Annotated in this window: 18 protein-coding genes; 7 read left to right on the forward strand and 11 right to left on the reverse strand. The window is 37.8% G+C overall.

Features of this window, described 5'->3' with window-relative positions:
- Positions 1-278 precede the first annotated feature (278 nt).
- Positions 279-503 (forward strand): hypothetical protein, encoded by a 225-nt coding sequence (locus F565_RS0108105; RefSeq protein ID WP_020212714.1) that lies wholly within the window; start codon positions 279-281, stop codon positions 501-503.
- Between the two features lie 366 nt (positions 504-869).
- Here the strand turns inward: F565_RS0108105 and F565_RS0108110 are convergent, their stop codons facing one another.
- From F565_RS0108110 to F565_RS22320, 4 genes are all read right to left on the reverse strand, one after another.
- A complete protein-coding gene (locus F565_RS0108110; RefSeq protein ID WP_026299952.1) occupies positions 870-1,748 on the reverse strand; it encodes a hypothetical protein in 879 nt (292 codons plus the stop codon).
- Positions 1,736-2,248 (reverse strand): hypothetical protein, encoded by a 513-nt coding sequence (locus F565_RS0108115; RefSeq protein ID WP_154652568.1) that lies wholly within the window; start codon positions 2,246-2,248, stop codon positions 1,736-1,738. The genes F565_RS0108110 and F565_RS0108115 overlap by 13 nt, the downstream gene beginning before the upstream one ends.
- A gap of 240 nt (positions 2,249-2,488) precedes the next feature.
- Positions 2,489-2,902 carry a response regulator gene (locus F565_RS0108120; protein ID WP_020212717.1) on the reverse strand — a complete coding sequence of 138 codons (414 nt, stop codon included), beginning with the start codon at positions 2,900-2,902 and terminating at the stop codon, positions 2,489-2,491.
- A complete protein-coding gene (locus tag F565_RS22320) occupies positions 2,899-4,842 on the reverse strand; it encodes a sensor histidine kinase (protein WP_020212718.1) in 1,944 nt (647 codons plus the stop codon). The genes F565_RS0108120 and F565_RS22320 overlap by 4 nt, the downstream gene beginning before the upstream one ends.
- A gap of 308 nt (positions 4,843-5,150) precedes the next feature.
- On the opposite strand from F565_RS22320, the gene dnaK reads away from it, so the two are divergent.
- From dnaK to F565_RS0108150, 5 genes are all read left to right on the forward strand, one after another.
- Positions 5,151-7,046 carry a molecular chaperone DnaK gene (gene dnaK / locus F565_RS0108130; RefSeq protein ID WP_020212719.1) on the forward strand — a complete coding sequence of 632 codons (1,896 nt, stop codon included), beginning with the start codon at positions 5,151-5,153 and terminating at the stop codon, positions 7,044-7,046.
- A gap of 373 nt (positions 7,047-7,419) precedes the next feature.
- The gene (locus F565_RS0108135; RefSeq protein WP_020212720.1) at positions 7,420-8,181 is read left to right on the forward strand and encodes a C40 family peptidase; all 762 of its coding nucleotides are present in this window, start codon (positions 7,420-7,422) and stop codon (positions 8,179-8,181) included.
- 75 nt (positions 8,182-8,256) lie between these two features.
- Positions 8,257-9,099 (forward strand): alpha/beta hydrolase, encoded by an 843-nt coding sequence (locus F565_RS21345; protein WP_020212721.1) that lies wholly within the window; start codon positions 8,257-8,259, stop codon positions 9,097-9,099.
- Positions 9,100-9,173: 74 nt separating this feature from the next.
- Complete coding sequence (locus F565_RS0108145) at positions 9,174-9,821, forward strand: carboxypeptidase-like regulatory domain-containing protein (protein ID WP_169336019.1); 648 nt, start codon at positions 9,174-9,176, stop codon at positions 9,819-9,821.
- Positions 9,822-9,904: 83 nt separating this feature from the next.
- Positions 9,905-11,152, forward strand: coding sequence for a glycoside hydrolase family 5 protein (locus tag F565_RS0108150; protein ID WP_020212723.1), 1,248 nt, complete (start codon positions 9,905-9,907; stop codon positions 11,150-11,152).
- A 127-nt stretch (positions 11,153-11,279) separates the two neighbouring features.
- On the opposite strand, the gene F565_RS0108155 is transcribed toward F565_RS0108150, so the two are convergent.
- From F565_RS0108155 to F565_RS0108165, 3 genes are all read right to left on the reverse strand, one after another.
- On the reverse strand, positions 11,280-12,458 hold the full coding sequence (locus tag F565_RS0108155; RefSeq protein ID WP_020212724.1) for an acetyl-CoA C-acyltransferase: 1,179 nt from the start codon (positions 12,456-12,458) through the stop codon (positions 11,280-11,282).
- A 183-nt stretch (positions 12,459-12,641) separates the two neighbouring features.
- Complete coding sequence (locus tag F565_RS0108160; protein WP_020212725.1) at positions 12,642-13,892, reverse strand: hypothetical protein; 1,251 nt, start codon at positions 13,890-13,892, stop codon at positions 12,642-12,644.
- A gap of 161 nt (positions 13,893-14,053) precedes the next feature.
- The gene (locus F565_RS0108165; protein WP_020212726.1) at positions 14,054-14,470 is read right to left on the reverse strand and encodes an OsmC family protein; all 417 of its coding nucleotides are present in this window, start codon (positions 14,468-14,470) and stop codon (positions 14,054-14,056) included.
- 236 nt (positions 14,471-14,706) lie between these two features.
- Here F565_RS0108165 and F565_RS0108170 point away from each other — a divergent pair, with 236 nt between their 5' ends.
- Positions 14,707-15,678, forward strand: a complete 972-nt coding sequence (locus F565_RS0108170) for a hydrogen peroxide-inducible genes activator (RefSeq protein ID WP_020212727.1) — start codon at positions 14,707-14,709, stop codon at positions 15,676-15,678.
- Between the two features lie 147 nt (positions 15,679-15,825).
- On the opposite strand, the gene F565_RS0108175 is transcribed toward F565_RS0108170, so the two are convergent.
- The 4 genes from F565_RS0108175 to F565_RS0108190 form a co-directional block, all read right to left on the reverse strand.
- Positions 15,826-16,920, reverse strand: a complete 1,095-nt coding sequence (locus F565_RS0108175) for a peptidylprolyl isomerase (RefSeq protein ID WP_026299953.1) — start codon at positions 16,918-16,920, stop codon at positions 15,826-15,828.
- Between the two features lie 10 nt (positions 16,921-16,930).
- Positions 16,931-17,488, reverse strand: a complete 558-nt coding sequence (gene gldI / locus F565_RS0108180; protein ID WP_020212729.1) for a gliding motility-associated peptidyl-prolyl isomerase GldI — start codon at positions 17,486-17,488, stop codon at positions 16,931-16,933.
- Positions 17,489-17,491: 3 nt separating this feature from the next.
- Positions 17,492-18,505, reverse strand: coding sequence for a DHH family phosphoesterase (locus F565_RS0108185; protein WP_020212730.1), 1,014 nt, complete (start codon positions 18,503-18,505; stop codon positions 17,492-17,494).
- Positions 18,506-18,607: 102 nt separating this feature from the next.
- Positions 18,608-19,285, reverse strand: a complete 678-nt coding sequence (locus F565_RS0108190; protein WP_020212731.1) for a DUF4919 domain-containing protein — start codon at positions 19,283-19,285, stop codon at positions 18,608-18,610.
- Positions 19,286-19,714: the final 429 nt, after the last annotated feature.

Consider the following 19,714-nt stretch of genomic DNA (forward strand, 5'->3'; position numbering starts at 1 on the left):
TAAAGGTTACTTTTGTCGGGTTTTGACACCCCAATATTAATGTATAACTTTATGTCATATACTCTGAAATCAATTGCAGTAAAACCTAAAAAAGACAATTTGAGAGACAAATGAAAATAAGATGTATTTTATATTCCAATTTTAAGTTTTACCCACTTTTAGAATAAAGAAATTATAAACTCTTCATTAATATGAATTTATAGTAAAAAAATATTTTTTTAAATTTTTTTATTCATTAAAATTAGTTATGTTTGTAGAATAATTTAAACCCCGAAATTATGAAGAATAGTCTTTTAAAATGGTATATGCTTGTCTTTATATTGGCAAGTAATTTTGTTGTTTTTGCTCAAGGTGATCCGACCCAAGAAGGACTACCAACAGATCCCGAACTTGAGGCTGGTGACTCGCCTATAAACGGTAAGTTAATTTGGTTAGCTATTGTAGGAATTGCTTTTGCTTATGCGTATTATGTAAAACTACAAAAAGACAAGAATGCAGCTTAACAGAGCTGTTTAAAATATAAAAAGTTTCTTTTAAGCTTGTCATGGTCGGAAGATTTTTCTTTCGACTTTTTTGTTTATAATTTTCGTTCAGGTTATTGGCTTGTAAAAATATAATTTTCAGTGTTTTACGTGTCAATATCAAAAATTGTTGGATTATGAATTTCTGCATATTAATCAGTAGGTCTAAAAGAAATATTATATACCCTGTCACATTTTTTTGAATTTACTTCAAAAAACTCTTTATCTTTAGATTTAAAGACTCTGCTTAGTGATTGGTGCTCCTGTTATCAATAATTTAGAATCGCCTGGTAATTATCTTCATTGTTTAGATTGTATTAAAAATTTAATCTTATATTCTTACTCGAATTAATACCGAAACCTGTAGGATTTAAATTTAAAATATTTTAAATTTTCTACTTTTTTAAAATCATAGAAAAGTATATATACAATTATCATAATTGCACCAAAATCAGGTATAGATAGAAATATTGATATACCAAAATGAAAAAATATTCCAATAAATATAAGAGGCTTTTTAAAAGGTTTGAACCATATAAGGGTTGGAAAAAGAAATTCAAATAAAATTACAGACCATGCAGTAATAATTTGTACCGTAGAATTAAAAAAATAGTAGGGTACAAAATTTGGATTTGCAAAGTAAGAAAGATGCCACACATCATTAAAAAATGAGCCATCGCGCCAAAATTTATGTATAACTTTACCGTATGCATTTAAAAAATAGAGAAAACAAAAATGCATTTGAATTATAAATACAGCAGCATTATTAATCATTTGTTGTAAACTGTTTTTTAAAGCACCATCGCGTATAAATATAAGCATAAATATTACAAAATTATGTAATTTATCACCTCCATCAGATGTCCCTGTGATAACTTCGAGATAATTAATACTAATTACAGCTACAACGATATTAAGAAATCGACTCCTTTTGCTAAAAATTGCAATAGCAACAATTACAGATGCCACTAACCAATAAATGTTGTAAAAGTTATGCAAAAGTGGTAAATACATAAATTTATGAGGCATTGGGGATGCAAGCCCAATGTCTATACCATGCCTATAAAGCATATTAAGCTCTGGCCAGATAAAAAGTATTTTTGCGAGTAGCAAAATGTAAACACATTGCCTGAACAATAGAATATTTTTATCTGGAATGGTATAGTCTATAATTAGCTTTTCAATGCCTGATAAAAAGTTGTTTATATTTTTAATCACGGTTGGCATACAAAGTTTAATGACAAGTGCAGTTTATTACTTTTGTAATCTTTAATGTAATAAAAAATTTGTAAAGAGTCAGGTTTTACATTTTTATTATGCCTGTATATTAAATGGTTAATGAATTCTTTATATTTTTTACTTTGCTTCATTTTTTCTATACCTTGCCGCTTGCCAATTGTATGTATGCGACCTGCAAGCTGCGAATCCAGACGGCAATGTTTAAGCGCTGCAAAATTGCCGTTTTCTTTATAATCATTAAAAAGAGGTTCTAACAACTGTTGATTTTCTTGCCACTTACCGTTTTGATATAGACGGTAAATAACTGACTTTCCAATTAAACTGTTAGGACGATCAAATAATACTCCCAATCCTATTTGATGCTTAATTTTACCTAAAGTTTTACCTAAATAAAATTTTTTTAAATGAGAAGGATATAAATTATATACTGCCATAGAAATATAAGCAAAACAAATACAACACGTTGTGATGGTTATTACTCTTTTCATTATTTTATATATTATAACAATAGGTTTTATAGCTTTTACTTAGGCTTTTTATTGATAAGCTACAGTAATTATTAACATCATAAAATTTTACGATGTTAAATGTATAAAATTGGTTGTAATTGAATGTGTTTTTTTTCGAGAATTATAACGCAAAGTTATCTTGCTTACTAATAATGCTGTTTCGATGATTATTTCGCAACATAAATTCATTAAATTCCCAAAATTCGGTTTTAACAATAATTAAATTACCCTGTTAAGACTATACTTTAAAAGTACCTCGTCGAGCATTTCTTTAGTAAGTGGTTTTGTTTTAAAATCAGATAAAATTTGATGGGTTTTTGCCAGTGCCCTGTCATCGGGATTGTCGGATGTGCTGAGCATTACCACGATCATGCTGTTTTGCAAATTTTCGTCGAGGCTCTTATAATGTTCTATAAATTCCCACCCGTTCATGCCCGGCATATTAATATCAAGAAAAATAACATCGGGCTGCACCACGTCTTTACCTTTTTTTAAATATTCTATAGCGTCAAAGCCAGACTCTTTAGTAAGTATAGTTTTTGCAGCATTATTTTTACGGATAACCCTTTCATGAAAAAAGTTATCTATCTTATTATCGTCAACAAGCATTATGCAATTAATCTGTGTGATCATGCCTTAAAATTTAATATTTTGAATTTAAAAGTACTGCCTTTGCCTAACTCAGATTCTACCCAAATCTCGCCGCCGTGCATCTCGGCAATCTTTCTGCAATTAGCCAGGCCTATGCCATAGCCTTCATAATCCTCGTTCTTATTAAGCCTCTGAAAGATATGAAATATATCATTAAAATGCTTGGGGTCTATACCTATACCATTATCAGATACATAAAATTCGTAAAAGCCTTTGGTTTTTTTGCACCCAATGTTAATTTGAGGCGCTGTATCCTTATCTGTAAACTTAATGGCGTTATTAATAAGGTTCTGGAAAAGCTGTCGCATCTCGGTTTCATAAGCATACAATACGGGCATGTCATCTACAATGGTAATTACTGCATTTGTCTGTTTTATAAGACCATTTAAATCGGCCTTAACATTGGTAATAATGCTACAACAATCGGTGAGGCTTAATTTGCGGTTTTTGCCAAGCCTGCCAAAATCCAGCAGGGAGCGTACCAATTGGCTCATGCGCGATACTGCTGAATTCATTGTGCTAAGATGCATCCTTATTTCGTCATTAATCTGCTCGGGGTAATCTTCCTCAAGCAGCATAATATAATTAGATACTGTGCGCAGCGGCTCCTGCAAATCGTGAGATGCTATATAATTAAAGTGTTCCAGTTCCTGGTTTTTAAGCTGCAGCTCTTTAACCTGGTTTTTTATAATAGCTTCGTTAGCCTTTCGGCTGGTAACATCTGTAACAGATGCCAGTACAGATATGCCGTTTTGTGTTGTTATGGGCGTAAGTACTATTTCTACAGGAAACCATGCCCCGTTCTTAGTGTTGGCATATACCTCGTCATCTATACCCAGGCTTACAACTGCCGGCGATGTAAAGAACGATTCAGAATCGTGCCTGTAGTGCTTGTGCAGCTCTTTAGGTATAAGCATTTCTATATTTTTGCCTATCAGTTCTTCGCTGGTATAACCGTATAGTTTCTCTGTCTGAAAATTTACCTGTGTTATCCTGCCTGTCTCGTCTGACAGGATTAGCGCATAAGGTGCAGACTCTACACCAATCCTGAAATTTTCCTGAGCAATTTCCATATTAACCTCAAGCTTGTTAAGTATGTTGGCTTTTTTCCATATTAAAAACAGGCTTACTAATATAAAAGACACTATAAGGAAAGCTATGCCCACATCGGCACTCAGCCAGTGGTAGCGGTGAGAAAGTATACGCAGATAACCTATTATGAGTACGGCAACCACAATTTGCGAAAAAAGCCTGCGGGCCATAACATTGCCCATTCTTTTACCGGTAAATATACCTGTAATGCCAAGTGACGGATTTATTAAAGATGCTGCTATAGATAATAAAAGCAGTGCAACGGCAGTATGGCATGCCATTGTTGTATAATAAGACAAGTTATATAGCGAAGGAACATTGTATAAATAACCTATTAAAACTATAAACGCCACTACACTAACAAAGTGAAACAAAAACTGGCAAACGGTTTTGTATTTATTAGTATTAAGGCTGATGCCAAAGGTACTAATAGACATTATTGCCAGGCAAAGAGCGGTTAAAGGAGACATTTTACCGGGATAATAAGGATTATTATGATTTTTAAAAAAAAGGTAATCAATGCCAAGGTCGCTATGTAATATTTTTTGCGAAAAGGTGGTTGCCCCAACTAAAAATACAATTAAAGAAAGTACCCCTGTTAGCCGGTGGCCACCGCGGTTCCTGTATTTTACATATAGCAGCAGTGCCACACTAAGCAGTATAAAACAAATGGCCGAATTAAAGTGCATAGATATGTGCCCGGGTAATAAACTTTGTATGGCATCTAAGTGCAGGAGCCATCCTGTCATTACTGTAACGGCAATAAATATTACAAAAATTCCTGTAAGTATAATTGGGAAGTTATATTTATAAGCGGTAGTTACCATCATGGTATATCTTTAATCATTATAATAGTGCATTGCCGTTTATGCATTTTAAGAAAACGGCAAAATAACTTAAAGATAATTTTTTAAATGCTTATAAAATCTTAAAATCGCTATTTTCCCAGTTTAATCGACAAACTACATATATAATTATTTAGCGCATACATAAGCTAATTTATGTCTATAGCTGTGTCATGTTGTCATAGTTGCATTATTTTCTGTCATTTTTATACACATTTAAGTATTGGCACAATGATTGCCTACATGACACGAGAGATTATAAACGAAAAATTTAAATATAAACTATAAACAAGATGAGTAAAATAATCGGAATTGACTTAGGGACAACCAACTCGTGTGTAGCCGTTATGGAAGGTAACGAGCCGGTGGTTATTCCTAATGCTGAAGGAAAAAGAACAACTCCATCAGTAATTGCTTTTGTTGAAGGCGGAGAAATCAAAGTGGGTGACCCTGCAAAAAGACAGGCAGTGACCAATCCTACAAAAACCATCGCTTCTATTAAGCGTTTCATGGGTAACAAATTCTCTGAAAGCAATAAAGAAGCAAGCAACGTGCCTTACAGCGTTGTAAGAGGTGATAATGATACTCCACGTGTAGATATCGACGGACGTCTTTATACTCCACAGGAATTATCTGCAATGACACTGCAAAAAATGAAAAAAACTGCCGAGGATTACCTTGGTTATACAGTTACAGAAGCCGTTATTACTGTACCTGCTTACTTTAACGATGCACAGCGCCAGGCTACTAAAGAAGCTGGTGAAATTGCAGGCCTTAAAGTTAGAAGGATCATTAACGAGCCTACTGCTGCTGCCCTTGCTTACGGTCTTGATAAAATGGGCAAAGACCAAAAAATTGCCGTTTACGATTTAGGTGGTGGTACTTTTGATATCTCTATCCTTGAGCTTGGAGACGGTGTGTTTGAGGTGCTTTCTACAAATGGTGATACGCACCTTGGTGGAGATGACTTTGACCAGGTAATTATTGACTGGTTAGCAGGCGACTTTAACAGCGAAGAAGGAATTGACCTTCGTAAAGACCCAATGGCATTACAGCGCTTAAAAGAAGCTGCAGAAAAAGCTAAAATTGAGCTTTCTGCTTCTGCACAAACAGAAATTAACCTGCCTTACGTTACAGCTACTGCTACAGGACCTAAACACTTGGTTAAAACACTTACAAGGGCTAAATTTGAGCAACTTGCAGATGATTTAGTAAAACGTTCTATGGAGCCGGTTGCTAAAGCACTTAAAGATGCAGGCCTTTCTAAATCAGATATCGATGAGGTTATCCTTGTAGGTGGTTCTACACGTATACCACGTATCCAGGAAGAAGTTGAGAAATTCTTTGGTAAAAAACCATCTAAAGGTGTTAACCCTGATGAGGTTGTTGCTATAGGTGCTGCTATACAAGGTGGTGTTCTTAGCGGAGATGTTAAAGATGTATTACTTCTTGATGTTACTCCACTTTCACTTGGTATCGAAACTATGGGTGGCGTTATGACACGTTTAATTGAGTCTAACACAACTATACCTACTAAAAAATCTCAGGTATTCTCTACAGCTGCAGATAACCAGCCATCTGTTGAAATACACGTTATACAGGGTGAGCGCCCAATGGCAAACGATAACAAAACTATTGGCCGTTTCCACTTAGACGGTATCCCAATGGCACAAAGAGGTATCCCTCAAATTGAGGTTACTTTTGATATTGATGCTAACGGTATCATCAAAGTATCTGCTACAGATAAAGGTACTGGCAAATCGCACGATATCCGTATCGAAGCTTCTTCAGGCTTAACTCCGGAAGAAATCGACAGGATGCGTAAAGAAGCTGAAGTTAACGCTGAAGCTGACAAAGCAGTTAAAGAGAAAGCAGAGCTTATAAACAAAGCAGACTCTATGATCTTTGAAACTGAAAAACAACTTAAAGAGTTTGGCGATAAACTTTCTGACAGCAACAAACAGCCTATCGAGTCTGCTCTTGCTGAACTTAAAGTGGTTTACCAACTTAAAGATACTGGTGCTATACAACCACTTCTTGACAAAATTGACGCTGCATGGAAAAATGCATCTGAAGAAATGTACAAGCAAGGTGGCGAAGCTCAGGGTGGTGCTCAGCAAGGCCAGCCGGAAGCATCTCAACCGGAAGGTGACAACGTTCAGGATGTAGACTTCGAAGAAGTTAAGTAATTTTCTTTAGATAATAGAGAACATACTTTAGATAATAGAAAATGCCCTCACTTTTAGTGAGGGCATTTTTGTTTTTAGTATATTGTTTTCTATTCCGAAAGCAGCGCAGCAAAGTAGAGGAATTCTTTCAATGTTAAGATTTCTTCTAACGTTGAAAGGAAACAATTGTTTTAATTAAATTCTGGGCGATTCTATTCCAACGCTGGCATAGCGAAGTTGAGGAATCTCTATTAATGACAAAACATTTTTATAAAATTATGTACCCCGCTCTATAAGTAAGCCTCAAAATTAACTGCTATATTTGCGGTACAGTAAAAACTGCACCAGTTAAGAGCCGGTAGAAAAATAAACATTTAAATAATCAGTAAAAAGGATGTTTGGTATTTGTAACCTTGCCATTGTGCCACTTCGGCTTGACCCTAATGACAGAAGCGAAATGACATCGCAGGTTTTATTCGGCGAGCATTTTAAAATTTTAGAGCAAACCGAAAAATGGTCGCGCATAGAAATGGGCTTTGATAATTATAACGGCTGGATAGATAACAAGCAGTATCGTACAATTACCGAAAGTGATTACAATAAACTGGCCGCTGAGGCACCGGTGCTCAATGCCGATTTGATAGAATACATTGCCACGCCAGATAATCATTTAATGAGCATCCCTATAGGATCTGCAGTCACATTTTTAAGCACACCAGCACTTAATCCTGATAATTTTGTTTTTGAAGGGCTAAAAGCATCCGGCATAACAAGCAAACACAATATAGTAGAAACAGCTTTTATGTACCTGCATTCTCCTTACCTGTGGGGTGGCAGGACTCCCTTTGGTATAGACTGTTCAGGCTTTGTACAAATAGTATATAAGCTTAATGGCTATAACCTTTTAAGAGATGCATCGCAGCAGGCTACCCAGGGCGAAGCTTTAAGTTTTATAGAAGAAAGCGAACCCGGCGACCTTGCCTTTTTTGATAACGAAGAGGGCCGCATTATACATGTAGGCATTATTATGGAAGATAACCATATTATACATGCCCACGGTAAAGTGCGTATAGACAGGTTAGACCATTTGGGTATTTATAATATAGACACTAAGAGGCATACCCATAAGTTACGGGTTATAAAAAAGATAATATAGTTTTTTTGGAACATATTTTGCAAGCAGGTTATACAACCTGCTTTTTTTGTATCTTAATTTACTAAATGTATACCTATGAAAAAATCATATATAGCCATACTGTTTATAAGCCTGTTGTTTGGATGTTCTTCAAGTGAAGATACTATTACAGCACCCGCACCTTTAGCCGAACTAAATTTAACCGATGTTGCCTACGGCAGCGACCCTCAGCAAAAAATGGATGTGCACCTGCCTGCAAACCGTACTACAGCTACTAAGGTAGTTATTGTAGTGCATGGCGGCGCATGGATACAGGGCGATAAAGAAGATATGGCCTACATTGCAGAAGGTGTGGGAGAGGAGTTTCCGGAGTATGCCGTTGTAAATTTTAATTACAGGCTGGCAACGCAAACAAGTGCGGCTTTTCCTAAACAGTTGCAGGATTTGCAACAGGTAATAAAATTTTTAAAAGAGAGTGATTATAACATTTCTCACGATTATGCATTTATAGGCGGCAGTGCGGGCGCACACCTTGCCATGCTGTACAGCTATAAATATGATACTGCGCATGAGGTTAAGGCGGTTTGCAATATTGTAGGCCCTGCCGACTTTGCCGACCCGGCTTATGTAACCCATCCGTTATATGCATTTGCTGCACAAACGTTGTTAGGAACGCCTAACGCAACCCCGCAAATGATTCAGGATGTAAGCCCTATAGCACATATTACACCACAGTCGCCACCCACAATTATGTTTTATGGCGGTATAGATCCTTTAGTGCCCACAAGCCAGGGGCAAAGGCTAAAAGCCGCGCTCGATGCTGCGGGTGTATATAATGAATATAATTTTTACCCTAATGGCGGCCATGCCGATTGGGATGAAGCTACCAATGCTGATGTGTATGCTAAAATAATAGCTTTCTTTGAGGCTAAGTTTTAAATGGCTATATTTGGCTTATGCCTAATAAACCACAAATATCTATCCCAACTCCCTGCCATGAAAACTGGCAGGATATGACCGTTGCCGATAGAGGTAGGTTTTGTGCTTCATGCCAAAAGAGCGTTATAGATTTTACACAATCATCTGACACGCATATTGCTGAGGTTTTTAAAAAGGAAGGCGATGTATGCGGGCGGTTTTTAAAATCACAGCTTGAAAGAGATTTGGTTATTCCTAAAGAAAAGAACAGATTGTGGATGGCGGCAAGTGCGGCTATAGTTGCCTTTTTAGGATTAGGTTACAGTAAAGTTTTTGCCCAGACTGAAATTGCAGAAACAGTGCAGGTTGAGAAGGATATTGTAACAAGTAATACTGCTCCAACCGGAACGGTTAGGGTCATTACAGGGACTGTGACTGATGAAACAGGGCTTATTATTCCAGGCGTAAATGTCGTAAGCCTTAATAGTGGTACATCTGTACTGACCGACTCCGAAGGTATTTTCAGTATAGAAGTAGGTAACGCTGACATTTTGGAGTTTTCATTTGTATCCATGAAGAAAATTAATGTTGAATTGGATCACAGAAATGATTATAGTATAACGATGTTCAGCGATTTTATTATGGAAGATGTGGAAATGGTAGTTTTTGGCCATCCCACGCATACTTTTTTTGGTTCAATTTTCCATCGTATCGGCAACATCTTCCGTAAAAAGGGAGGCTAAATTCACGTTATTGCATAATACTTTTTTTTGCTTTTAAGATTTTTAATACATAGTTTTATCATATCCAAAACATCTGTATTAAAATGATATCTAAAAACAAACTATTCGCAGCATTAGCCTGTGCAGGGCTACTTGCGTCGTGTGCATCACAAAGCAGTTCAACTACAAAACATGGTGCTGTAGCACATACAAAAGGCACTCAGATTTTAGAGCCAAATGGTAATGCCATTACGTTAAAAGGCACCAACCTGGGTAACTGGCTTGTTCCTGAAGGGTATATGTTTAAAACCGGAAAGGTAGGCGCACCCCACCAGATAGACCAGCTGCTTGGCGAGATGGTAGGCCCTGATAGCCTTGCCAGCTTCTGGAACAAATACCTTGATAACTACATTACCCATGACGATATTAAATACCTTAAGCGCATAGGCTGTAACCACATCAGGCTGCCGTTTCATTACAAGCTGTTTACTAACGATTTGTATATGGGCAAGCGCAATGCCGGCTTTGAATATTTTGACCGCGTAATTAACTGGTGCAGGCAGGAAAACGTTTATGTATTGCTGGATATGCATTGTGCACCCGGTGGGCAAACAGGCGATAATATAGACGACAGCGCAGGATATCCTTGGTTATATTACAGTAAATCAAGTCAGGATTTAATGAGCGAAATATGGGTTAAAATTGCCGATCGTTATAAAAATGAACCTATGATTATAGGTTATGATGTGGTTAATGAGCCCTTTGCACATTACTTTACCGGCGATATAAAAGATTACAATCACAGGCTTTTTATGCTGTACCAGCGTATGGTTGCCGATATCAGGAAAGCGGATAAGCGGCACTCTATATTCCTGAACGGATCTGTCTGGGCAGGCGATTTTGGAGTGTTCGAGAGTATTATAGATGATAATATTGTATACGAGTTCCATAAATACTGGTTTGATGTAAACCAGGAAGCCATACAAAAATACCTTGATTTTCGGGATAAACACAATGTGCCCATTTACATTGGCGAAACGGGAGAAAATACTGATGAGTGGATTAAGCAGTTTACAACCCTGCTCGATAAAAACCAGGTTAACTGGGCATACTGGCCGTACAAAAAAATGGACAATACCCGTGGTATCATGAACTTTAAGCAGCCCCAAGATTATCCGCTAATTACAAAATATGCCGATAGTGACCGCAGTTCTTACGAGAATATCCGCAAGAATATGCCGGATAGGGTAAAGGTTCAAAAGGCACTAAACGAATTTTTAGAAAATTCGCTTTATAAAAACAATTTCCAGAACAAGGGTTACATTGATGGGCTGGGATTAAAAACAGAGTAATACCAATTATTGTTATAAAGCAGTCTAAATAATTTGTCACATTAAAACAGTTATTAATATTTAAAAAAGAGTGCCTGCATAATTTTATGCAGGCACTCTCATTTATAATAAACTATAAAGTTTAAAATTAAGCTCTCTCTATAACAATGGCAGATGCACCGCCGCCGCCATTACAAATAGCTGCTGCACCTATTTTAGCATTATTTTGCTCCAGTACATTAATAAGCGTAACAATAATACGCGCACCAGAACATCCCAGCGGATGGCCTAACGATACTGCACCACCGTTAACATTAACTTTTTCGGCATCAAGGCCCAGTATGCGTGTATTTGCAATACCCACTACAGAGAAAGCTTCGTTAAACTCAAAAAAGTCAACATCGCTTTTGCTTATCCCGGCCTTATCAAGTGCTTTAGGCAACGCAATAGATGGCGAAGTAGTAAACCATTTAGGCTCCTGCTCGGCATCGGCATATCCTTTTATGTAAGCAAGAGGTTTAAGGCCAAGCTCATTAGCTTTATCCTCGCTCATAATTACTAAAGCTGCAGCACCATCATTTATGGTAGATGCATTAGCAGCCGTAACCGTTCCGCCTTTTGTAAATACCGCGTTAAGTGCCGGTATCTTATCAATTTTTACATTGCTGTATTCTTCATCTTTGGTAACCATTATTGGGTCGCCTTTGCGCTGAGGTACCGCTACAGGAACCACCTCGCTGTTAAACTTACCGGCATCCCATGCTGCGGCACTGCGCTGGTAAGAGGTAATGGCAAAAGCATCCTGCTCCTCGCGGGTTACGCTATATTCGGTTGCACAGGCATCTGCAAAAACACCCATAGCACTATCATCATAAGCATCGCTAAGCCCGTCGCGTTGTAAACCGTCTGTAAGCGTAGCAGGGCCAAATTTAGTACCTGCCCTCATGTGTACATAGTGAGGTATAAGGCTCATGTTCTCCATACCGCCTGCTACAATAATATCGGCATCGCCGCATTGTATAGATTGTGCTGCCTGCATAACGGCTTTCATACCGCTGGCACACACTTTATTTACAGTTGTTGCAATTACATTATCCGGCAGGCCTGCAAGGCGTGCTGCCTGGCGTGCAGGTGCCTGGCCTACACCTGCCTGAACCACGTTACCCATTAAAACCTCGTTAACAAGGGCAGGGTCTAAATTTATTTTTTCGAGTGCGCCTTTTATAGCGGCTGCCCCAAGCTGCGGAGCAGTTACGGTAGATAATGCACCCATAAAGCTGCCTATAGGTGTGCGGACTGCCGATACGATCACTACTTTTTTATTCATGGTAAAATGTCTTTAAAGCGTTGTTTGTTCTTGCGAATTTAATGATAATTTCGACTTTAAAAAATAAATCGTTCAAAAAAAGTTGTAAAATATAATGTTTGTTTGTGTATTGAATAATTGTTAAGCCAAGGTTTAAAAATTATCCTGCGTTTGGCTCTTATGAAACAGATAGTATTATATAATCTACTTTTTATGCAGCTTATATATTTTATTATCTGCAACGAACACAAGTGTATCTCTCTCCTGTGTTACTTTATTAAGCTGATAAAATGTGGTGTAAGGATTGTTCTTTTCGCCGCCCTCCAGTTTAAACGAAGTAACATTTTTACCTATAGCAGCACTGTAATACAGCAGCCACGTTTGATGGTATTCGTAAAAAAGTCCTGAAGAGCTATAGCCGCCGTTAGCTTCATTATATAAAACAATAGATTCTCCCGATTGTTTTATATTGGGAGCTACAGTTTTAGCTCCGTACGTATTTTTTACAGACGTATAACCTACAGCCTGTGGGCTTAGCATATCCAACTGCGAGTTATCCTCATACGATGTTGTTTTATATAACTTGCCGGAGGCATCTTTATAAAGGGAGTAGCCCCTGTAGTTACTGCTATCATAATAGCTTCCCGATTCTACAGACCTTACCCCGCTAAGGTTCCTGAAAAATTCGGTCTGGTATTTTTCTTTAAAGTGTGCCTGTCCCTGCTCTGTACCATAGCTTTCATCAAATTCTTCCCTGGTTGCAGGTAATGGTATTTTATTTATTTGATCCTGCGTTTTTGTTAATGTTTTTATATCTATAATATCACAGGTTTCGGGGAGTTTTTGTTCATGGCCATAGGCGTTCTCTTTTACAATAATACGGTCGCCATCTATGAACTCTATAGTAGTTTTTTGATATTCAATTTTAAAGTTACCCTTATTGTCCATAATACCAAAGTTTTGCAGTTCCCTGCCGCCGGTATTTACATCGTTAAACATTACGCTGTCACGTGTAAAATGCACAAGGTAATAGGGTGTACCCTGCAAAGGTTCTATGTTATAAATATATAGATTGGGTATTGGTGCCAAAACCATTTCCGGGTTACTGCTACCGGGAAAATTGGGCCAGTTTTTGTGCCTGTCGCGCCCCGGAATTTTATAACCGCAGGCAAACATAAAAGCTACGTACGCTATTAAAAGCCCCACTGCTACGCAGCCCAAAATTATAAAACTCTTTTTGCGCGACCGCTTGCGTTGTACAACATCCTTAGCAAGGTAATTATTGCGGGCATTTTTTATCGCGGCAATTATAAGCAGTATGACCGATACGGTAATACTAACTGGCAGTATGAAAAGGTACAGCACAAAGTCGTTTACGTGCAGGGCATCGCCAATAGCAAAAATGGCAAAGTTGATTACAAATAGTATAATGGCAAGTTTAAGTGTTTTACCCATATAAAAGATTTAAAATGATATTATTGCACTGTAAATTCTGATGAAGGTAACCTGAATTTCTCACAAAAAGTGTGAAATTCAGGTTAAAATAAATAAGGCTCAAAAACACAAAACCCCGCTCATAAAGAGCAGGGTTGTATAAAAAGCGATACCGGTTTAAATTATACCAGCGTAGCAGATAAAGTGATCTCTGCGTTAAGCAGTTTAGATACAGGGCAAATTTCTTTAGCTTTTTGGGTAGTTTCCTGGAAATCCTGTTCTGTAATCCCGGGAACGTTTGCCTCAAGTTTAAGGTGTATTTTTGTTATCGTACCATCTTCAAAGGTAACCTGTGCTTCTGTGTTAAGGTCTTCCGGTACAAAGCCTTTTTCGCTAAGTAAAAAGCTTAACTGCATAGTAAAGCAACCAGAGTGTGCCGCAGCAATAAGTTCTTCAGGGTTAGTGCCCACACCATCTTCAAAACGGGTTTTAAAAGATAGTTGAGCGTTATTAAGCGTTGTGCTCTCTGTGCTAACTAATCCTTTTCCGTCTTTTCCAGTACCTTTCCAGTTAGTGTTTGCTTTTCTTGTAAATTTCATGATAAATAAATTTTAATGTTATTGTTTAATTGATTTGTGGATGCAGCCGTTACAGCCGCTCCTGTAAAGTTATTGATTTTAAAAATGCAGTCGTTAATTTAAAATTATTTCTGTACTGCATTTCTTTCGTAATGCCTAATTAAATAGTTTGCTTTGTTTGATGAGACAAATTTACAGCAGTTCTGTTTACGAATCAAATTAATAATTTTGTAGCTTTATAAAATAAAATTATAATCATGACCATTCAGCAACTTAGGTATATTATAGCATTAGACGATCATCGCCATTTTGCCAAAGCAGCAGAGGAGTGTGCCGTTACCCAGCCAGGACTTACCATTCAGCTAAAAAACCTTGAAGAGGAGATAGGTATTAAAATATTCGATCGTACAAAGGTACCTTTAAAGCCAACCGTATTAGGTGTTGAGATTATTATGCGTGCTAAAAAGGTATTGCGTGAGGCCGACGCCATAAGGGATTTTGTAGTGAACCAAAAAAATGACCTTGAGGGTACGGTAACTATGGGGGTAATATCTACGCTATCGCCCTACCTTATGCCATTGTTTATTAAGGCAATGAAAGATGTTGCGCCCAAAATGCATTTTAATATTACCGAAGGCGGTACCGGCGAATTAATGAACTGGGTTGAAACGGGAGTTATAGATATTGCCCTTATGGCAACTCCTACGGGCAACCCTGCGCTTAAAGAACATCCGGTTTTTAATGAGCCATTTGTTGCTTATTTATACCCTGATCATCCTATGGCTGCTGCGAAAGTGTATGAGATGCAGCCCGAAGACCGACCGGAATTGCTATTGCTGCAAAGCGAATATTGTTATAATGCCCAACTGTTGGATATTTGCAGCATAACAGAGCATTCCAGCACCTGGGATCGTTTTAACTATAACATAAGTTCTATAGAAACACTTAAGAACCTGGTTAGGGCAGGGCTGGGTTTTGCTATTGTGCCGCAACTATCGGTACTAAATGAACAGGATACTACACTTTTTAAACCGTTTGCCGAGCCAAAGCCTGTACGTGAAATAAGCCTCGTGGTAGCCGATACTTTTTCGAGAAAATTACTGTTAGAAAAAATGAGCAGTGCCATTTACCATTGCCTGCCCGACAGCCTTAAACAAAACACTACTTATAAAAAAATACGGTGGAATGATTCACCATATTTTATTAATGCTGTTAGCGGGGGTAAATAGAACTATAGTATTTTTTTATGATAATAACAATTTAGGTTATTTTTAAATGATGAACTACCCAATAAAAAAGGGTTGTAAATATTTATGTCTTGCGGCACAAATATTTACAACCCTTTTGAGTACATTTTAAACTAAGTATCTCCTAAGTTATTCAGCTATCATTTCAAGTTCGAATACAAGGTTTGCATTGCCCGGAATTTTACCCTGTGGCATACCTCTTTCGCCATAACCTAAATGAGATGGAATAAAGATAATTGCCTTATCGCCCGGGTTCATTTTTTCAAGGCCTTCTATAAAGCCCGGTATCATGCCCGATTTTGTACCTATAGTAAAAGGGATTGGCCTGTAAGCACCTGCAGCATCTTTTTGAGGGATATAGTTACCCATATCTTTTGCTACCTGAGCAATACTTGAATCAAATAAAAACGCTGTGCTTTCAAGATATCCTGAATAGTTAATTTGAACCTGAGAACCGTCAAGAGCCTTTTGGCCCGGCCCCTTAGCTAATATTTTATATACTAACCCGCTTGCAGTTTTAGTACCGGTAGCTTTAGCCTCGGCAAAATAGGCAAGTTTATCTGTTTTTGCTTTTGCTGCTGCTGCTTCTTTAGCTTTTACTGCCGCTGCTGCCTTTTCGTAATATTCTTTAAATATTTTTGGTGCATTAAAACGTTTTGCATCTTTACCTACGCGAACAATTTTAACCGATTTTATTACGTCATTTTGCTCTATGCTGTTTAAAACATCGATACCTTGTACCGTATAGCCAAAAACAGTGTGTAAACCATCAAGGTGAGGAGTAGCTTTATGGGTAATAAAAAACTGGCTTCCGTTTGTACCGGCACCTGCATTAGCCATAGATAGTGTTCCTGCTTTATCATGCTTAAGGTCTGTAATTTCATCGGCAAACTTGTAGCCCGGCCCACCAGATCCGTCTCCGGCAGGATCGCCGCCCTGTATCATAAAGTCTTTAATAACACGGTGCCATTTAAGCCCGTCATAAAATGGTTTACCTTTATATTTAGCGTCAACCATTTCGTTCTTACCTTCGGCAAGGGTAACAAAGTTAGCTACAGTAAGAGGTGTTTTCTGGTATTCAAGTTTTTCTACAATTATACCTTTGTTGGTTTCAATTTCGGCATAAAGCCCATCTCCCAGTTTTGCATAATCTGGTGGTGGCGTGTTTTTGCAAGAAAATAAAATTGCTACTAAGCTTAAAAACAGACTTGTCATTGGTTTCATTTATATTAAATTAATTCTCTTTTACTGCACTTTCGGGCTTAATGTCGTTAAGGGTAACGGTACATATAAGCGGCTGGTTAATACCTATTTTATCGTTATCTCCATGATAGCCAAACCCCATGTGCGACGGGAACAGGAATGTTACTGTTTCTCCCTCATTCATTAGCTTAATGCCGTCACGAAGCCCCATCATAATATTTTGCTTATCTACATGGTATACCTGCGGGCGAAGCTCTGCCTCGCTGTATATAAGGTTGCCCTTAATATCTTTAACTTCATAATCAAAATAGGCAACATCGCCGCGTTTTGGCCTGATAGTATCGTTAGTAACTTCCTGGTCGTAATAATACCAGTACCCTTTATCAGATGCTATGTATTTTTTTGTGGGGTTATTTTTTATGATAGAGTCTATCTGCTGCTCTTCGTTAGCCACAAGTTTTTTATTTCGTTTAATAGATTCCCTCATAAACGTACCCGAACTTTGCGATACCGGCTTACGTGCCTGCTGCTGCGAGCAGCCTGTAGCGGCAAGGGCTATGGTAAGCAGTGTTACAACAATCTTCTTCATATATCAGTCTATTTTTGTGTGCGCTAATGTAGCAATAAATTTTTGTATGGTAGCTTCCAGCGATTCGTTGCTTTTTCCGCCGGCAGCATTAACGTGGCCACCACCGCTAAAATGCTCTCGGGCATACGCGTTAACATCAAAGCCACCTTTAGAGCGAAACGATATTTTTACAATACCCTCATCTTTATTTTCTGTAAAAAATGCCGTAAACACGATATCTTTCATGCTAAGCCCATAGTTTACAATACCCTCTGTATCTCCTTTGTTATGCCCAAAGCTATTAAGTTCTTCCTGGCTAAGGGTACTGTAAGATGTTTTGTAAGCCGGCAGCACTTTCATGTTCTGCAAAGCCCTTGCCAAAATTTGTATACGGCTGTGCGAATGGTTGTCAAACAGTAAACTATGTATGTTGCTATTGTCTATGCCAAGGTCTATAAACTCGGCAGCAATGCGGTGCGTAGTGCCTGTTACAGAGCGGTAACGAAAAGAACCTGAGTCGGTTACTATGCCTGTGTACAGGCAGGTTGCAATCGTTTTATTTAATAAATGGCCTTCGCCAAGCTGCTGTATAAAATGATACACCATTTCGCAGGTAGAGCCATAGCTTGTATCGCTAAAAGTAACTACTGCATACGTATCCGGAGCCTGATGGTGGTCTATCATTATAAACGGAGCCTGTACCCTGCGGAGTGCTTCGGCCATAAAATCGCCCACACGGCTAAGAGTATTAAAATCGAGTGTGAAAACAATTTGTGCATCCTGCAATATTTTGTTGCAGCCTTCCACATCTTTTTCATAAACTTTTACAGTATCAAAAGAAGGAAGCCACGTTAAAAAATCGGGAGATTCGTTAGCGGTTATAACAACAGGCTCATGGCCTAAAAGTTTTAAAAAGTGGTATAGCCCAAGGGTAGAGCCCATAGCATCGCCATCTGGGTTGCGGTGGGGTATAATAGCAATTTTTTTTGGCGAAGCAAGCAATTGCTTTACCGTATCAATATCTTCGCGTGTCATCATGCTGCGAATTTACATTTTTTTATTTTATTTATAATAAAGCATAGAGGCATAAACAAAAAATGCCTGCTGTAGTGGTACAGCAGGCAGTAGCAGGCCAATGTTTTAAAGTCCTGTAACCTGGTTTTTAGTATCAGTAACTTCAAAGTAAAGTCCTTGTAAGTTATATGAATTTTTGTTTATTGTAAAGTAATCGTACTGGCCATTGGTGGCATATTCATCGCCCACCGGCTCAAAGCCAAGAACGCCTACCACCTCAAACTCGTTTCCTGCATCTATAACATGTATGCTGTTTTGTTTAGTAGTACCGTCGCCGCTGCTTAATATAGCATCTATAATCATGTCAGTCTGGGCACGTTCTGTTTTAGCCTCTTCATACCTGCCAAGCTGTTTTAAACAGTGCTGGCGGTACTCTTTTATGGTAATGCTAAAAGGATTTGCTTTTAAAAGATCAGCAGTATACATAACTACATTTTCTACGTCGGCTTTTGTAGGGGCTTCTTTTTTTAATACCTCCCTAAGGCTTACCTGGGTTTTATTAAGTGCCTCTATATCATTTTTTTTGTTTATAAAGGCAGCACCATAATATAAATGCCTTCTCTCTTCCAGCGTCATGCTTGTATCTGCCTTTGTATAACGGTCATAAAGGTTAGCGTAGTAAAAAGCAGAATTTTTATCTTTTATGTTCTTTTGTATAAGGGCATAATCAGGTACGGTAGTTTCGGTTTGTGCACTTGTTCCTAAAACCATCAGGAAGGCAAGTAGTGTAAAGATCTTTTTCATGATACCTTTGTTTTGATATGGTAAAGTTACAGGCGTACAACTATAATTTTATCTTAATTGGCGGCTTGTTAAGTCAAAAATACCATTTGTTTAACACTCTAAACATGGCTTTTAGTCCAAAACAAAAAGTCTATAGCCGAATGGCTAAAAGGTGTAGTTAAAGTGAAAGGGACAGCAATTTTAATTGTGCATTATTTACTATCGCATTAAGAACAGAGCTTAATATACTAATCTAATGCTAACTAATTTTTTGCATTTGTTTTGCTCCGAAAAAGTATATTTAAAAGTTTAAGATTTGAAATTTCTTGTCGATTAAGATACTCATGTTTTTGAGATTCCAGTTTTTCTTAAATCACTTAGAGTTTTTTCAAAAATACAGACTCTATTATACAGCGGTCGGTCATCTCATATCTATTATCTCATATCTCC

It is taken from the genome of Flavobacterium rivuli WB 3.3-2 = DSM 21788 (assembly GCF_000378485.1).
GTDB lineage: Bacteria > Bacteroidota > Bacteroidia > Flavobacteriales > Flavobacteriaceae > Flavobacterium > Flavobacterium rivuli.

What these genes read in the sequence shown, in the direction of transcription:
- F565_RS0108170 (WP_020212727.1), top strand. Translation starts at nt 14,707, where the DNA reads ATGACCATTCAGCAACTTAGGTATATTATAGCATTAGACGATCATCGC.
- F565_RS0108120 (WP_020212717.1), bottom strand. Translation starts at nt 2,902, where the DNA reads ATGATCACACAGATTAATTGCATAATGCTTGTTGACGATAATAAGATA.
- F565_RS21345 (WP_020212721.1), top strand. Translation starts at nt 8,257, where the DNA reads ATGAAAAAATCATATATAGCCATACTGTTTATAAGCCTGTTGTTTGGA.
- F565_RS0108160 (WP_020212725.1), bottom strand. Translation starts at nt 13,892, where the DNA reads ATGGGTAAAACACTTAAACTTGCCATTATACTATTTGTAATCAACTTT.
- F565_RS0108165 (WP_020212726.1), bottom strand. Translation starts at nt 14,470, where the DNA reads ATGAAATTTACAAGAAAAGCAAACACTAACTGGAAAGGTACTGGAAAA.
- F565_RS0108185 (WP_020212730.1), bottom strand. Translation starts at nt 18,505, where the DNA reads ATGATGACACGCGAAGATATTGATACGGTAAAGCAATTGCTTGCTTCG.
- F565_RS0108110 (WP_026299952.1), bottom strand. Translation starts at nt 1,748, where the DNA reads ATGCCAACCGTGATTAAAAATATAAACAACTTTTTATCAGGCATTGAA.
- F565_RS0108150 (WP_020212723.1), top strand. Translation starts at nt 9,905, where the DNA reads ATGATATCTAAAAACAAACTATTCGCAGCATTAGCCTGTGCAGGGCTA.
- F565_RS0108190 (WP_020212731.1), bottom strand. Translation starts at nt 19,285, where the DNA reads ATGAAAAAGATCTTTACACTACTTGCCTTCCTGATGGTTTTAGGAACA.
- F565_RS0108115 (WP_154652568.1), bottom strand. Translation starts at nt 2,248, where the DNA reads ATGAAAAGAGTAATAACCATCACAACGTGTTGTATTTGTTTTGCTTAT.
- F565_RS0108135 (WP_020212720.1), top strand. Translation starts at nt 7,420, where the DNA reads ATGTTTGGTATTTGTAACCTTGCCATTGTGCCACTTCGGCTTGACCCT.
- F565_RS0108175 (WP_026299953.1), bottom strand. Translation starts at nt 16,920, where the DNA reads ATGAAACCAATGACAAGTCTGTTTTTAAGCTTAGTAGCAATTTTATTT.
- gldI (WP_020212729.1), bottom strand. Translation starts at nt 17,488, where the DNA reads ATGAAGAAGATTGTTGTAACACTGCTTACCATAGCCCTTGCCGCTACA.
- F565_RS0108105 (WP_020212714.1), top strand. Translation starts at nt 279, where the DNA reads ATGAAGAATAGTCTTTTAAAATGGTATATGCTTGTCTTTATATTGGCA.
- dnaK (WP_020212719.1), top strand. Translation starts at nt 5,151, where the DNA reads ATGAGTAAAATAATCGGAATTGACTTAGGGACAACCAACTCGTGTGTA.
- F565_RS0108155 (WP_020212724.1), bottom strand. Translation starts at nt 12,458, where the DNA reads ATGAATAAAAAAGTAGTGATCGTATCGGCAGTCCGCACACCTATAGGC.
- F565_RS22320 (WP_020212718.1), bottom strand. Translation starts at nt 4,842, where the DNA reads ATGATGGTAACTACCGCTTATAAATATAACTTCCCAATTATACTTACA.
- F565_RS0108145 (WP_169336019.1), top strand. Translation starts at nt 9,174, where the DNA reads ATGACCGTTGCCGATAGAGGTAGGTTTTGTGCTTCATGCCAAAAGAGC.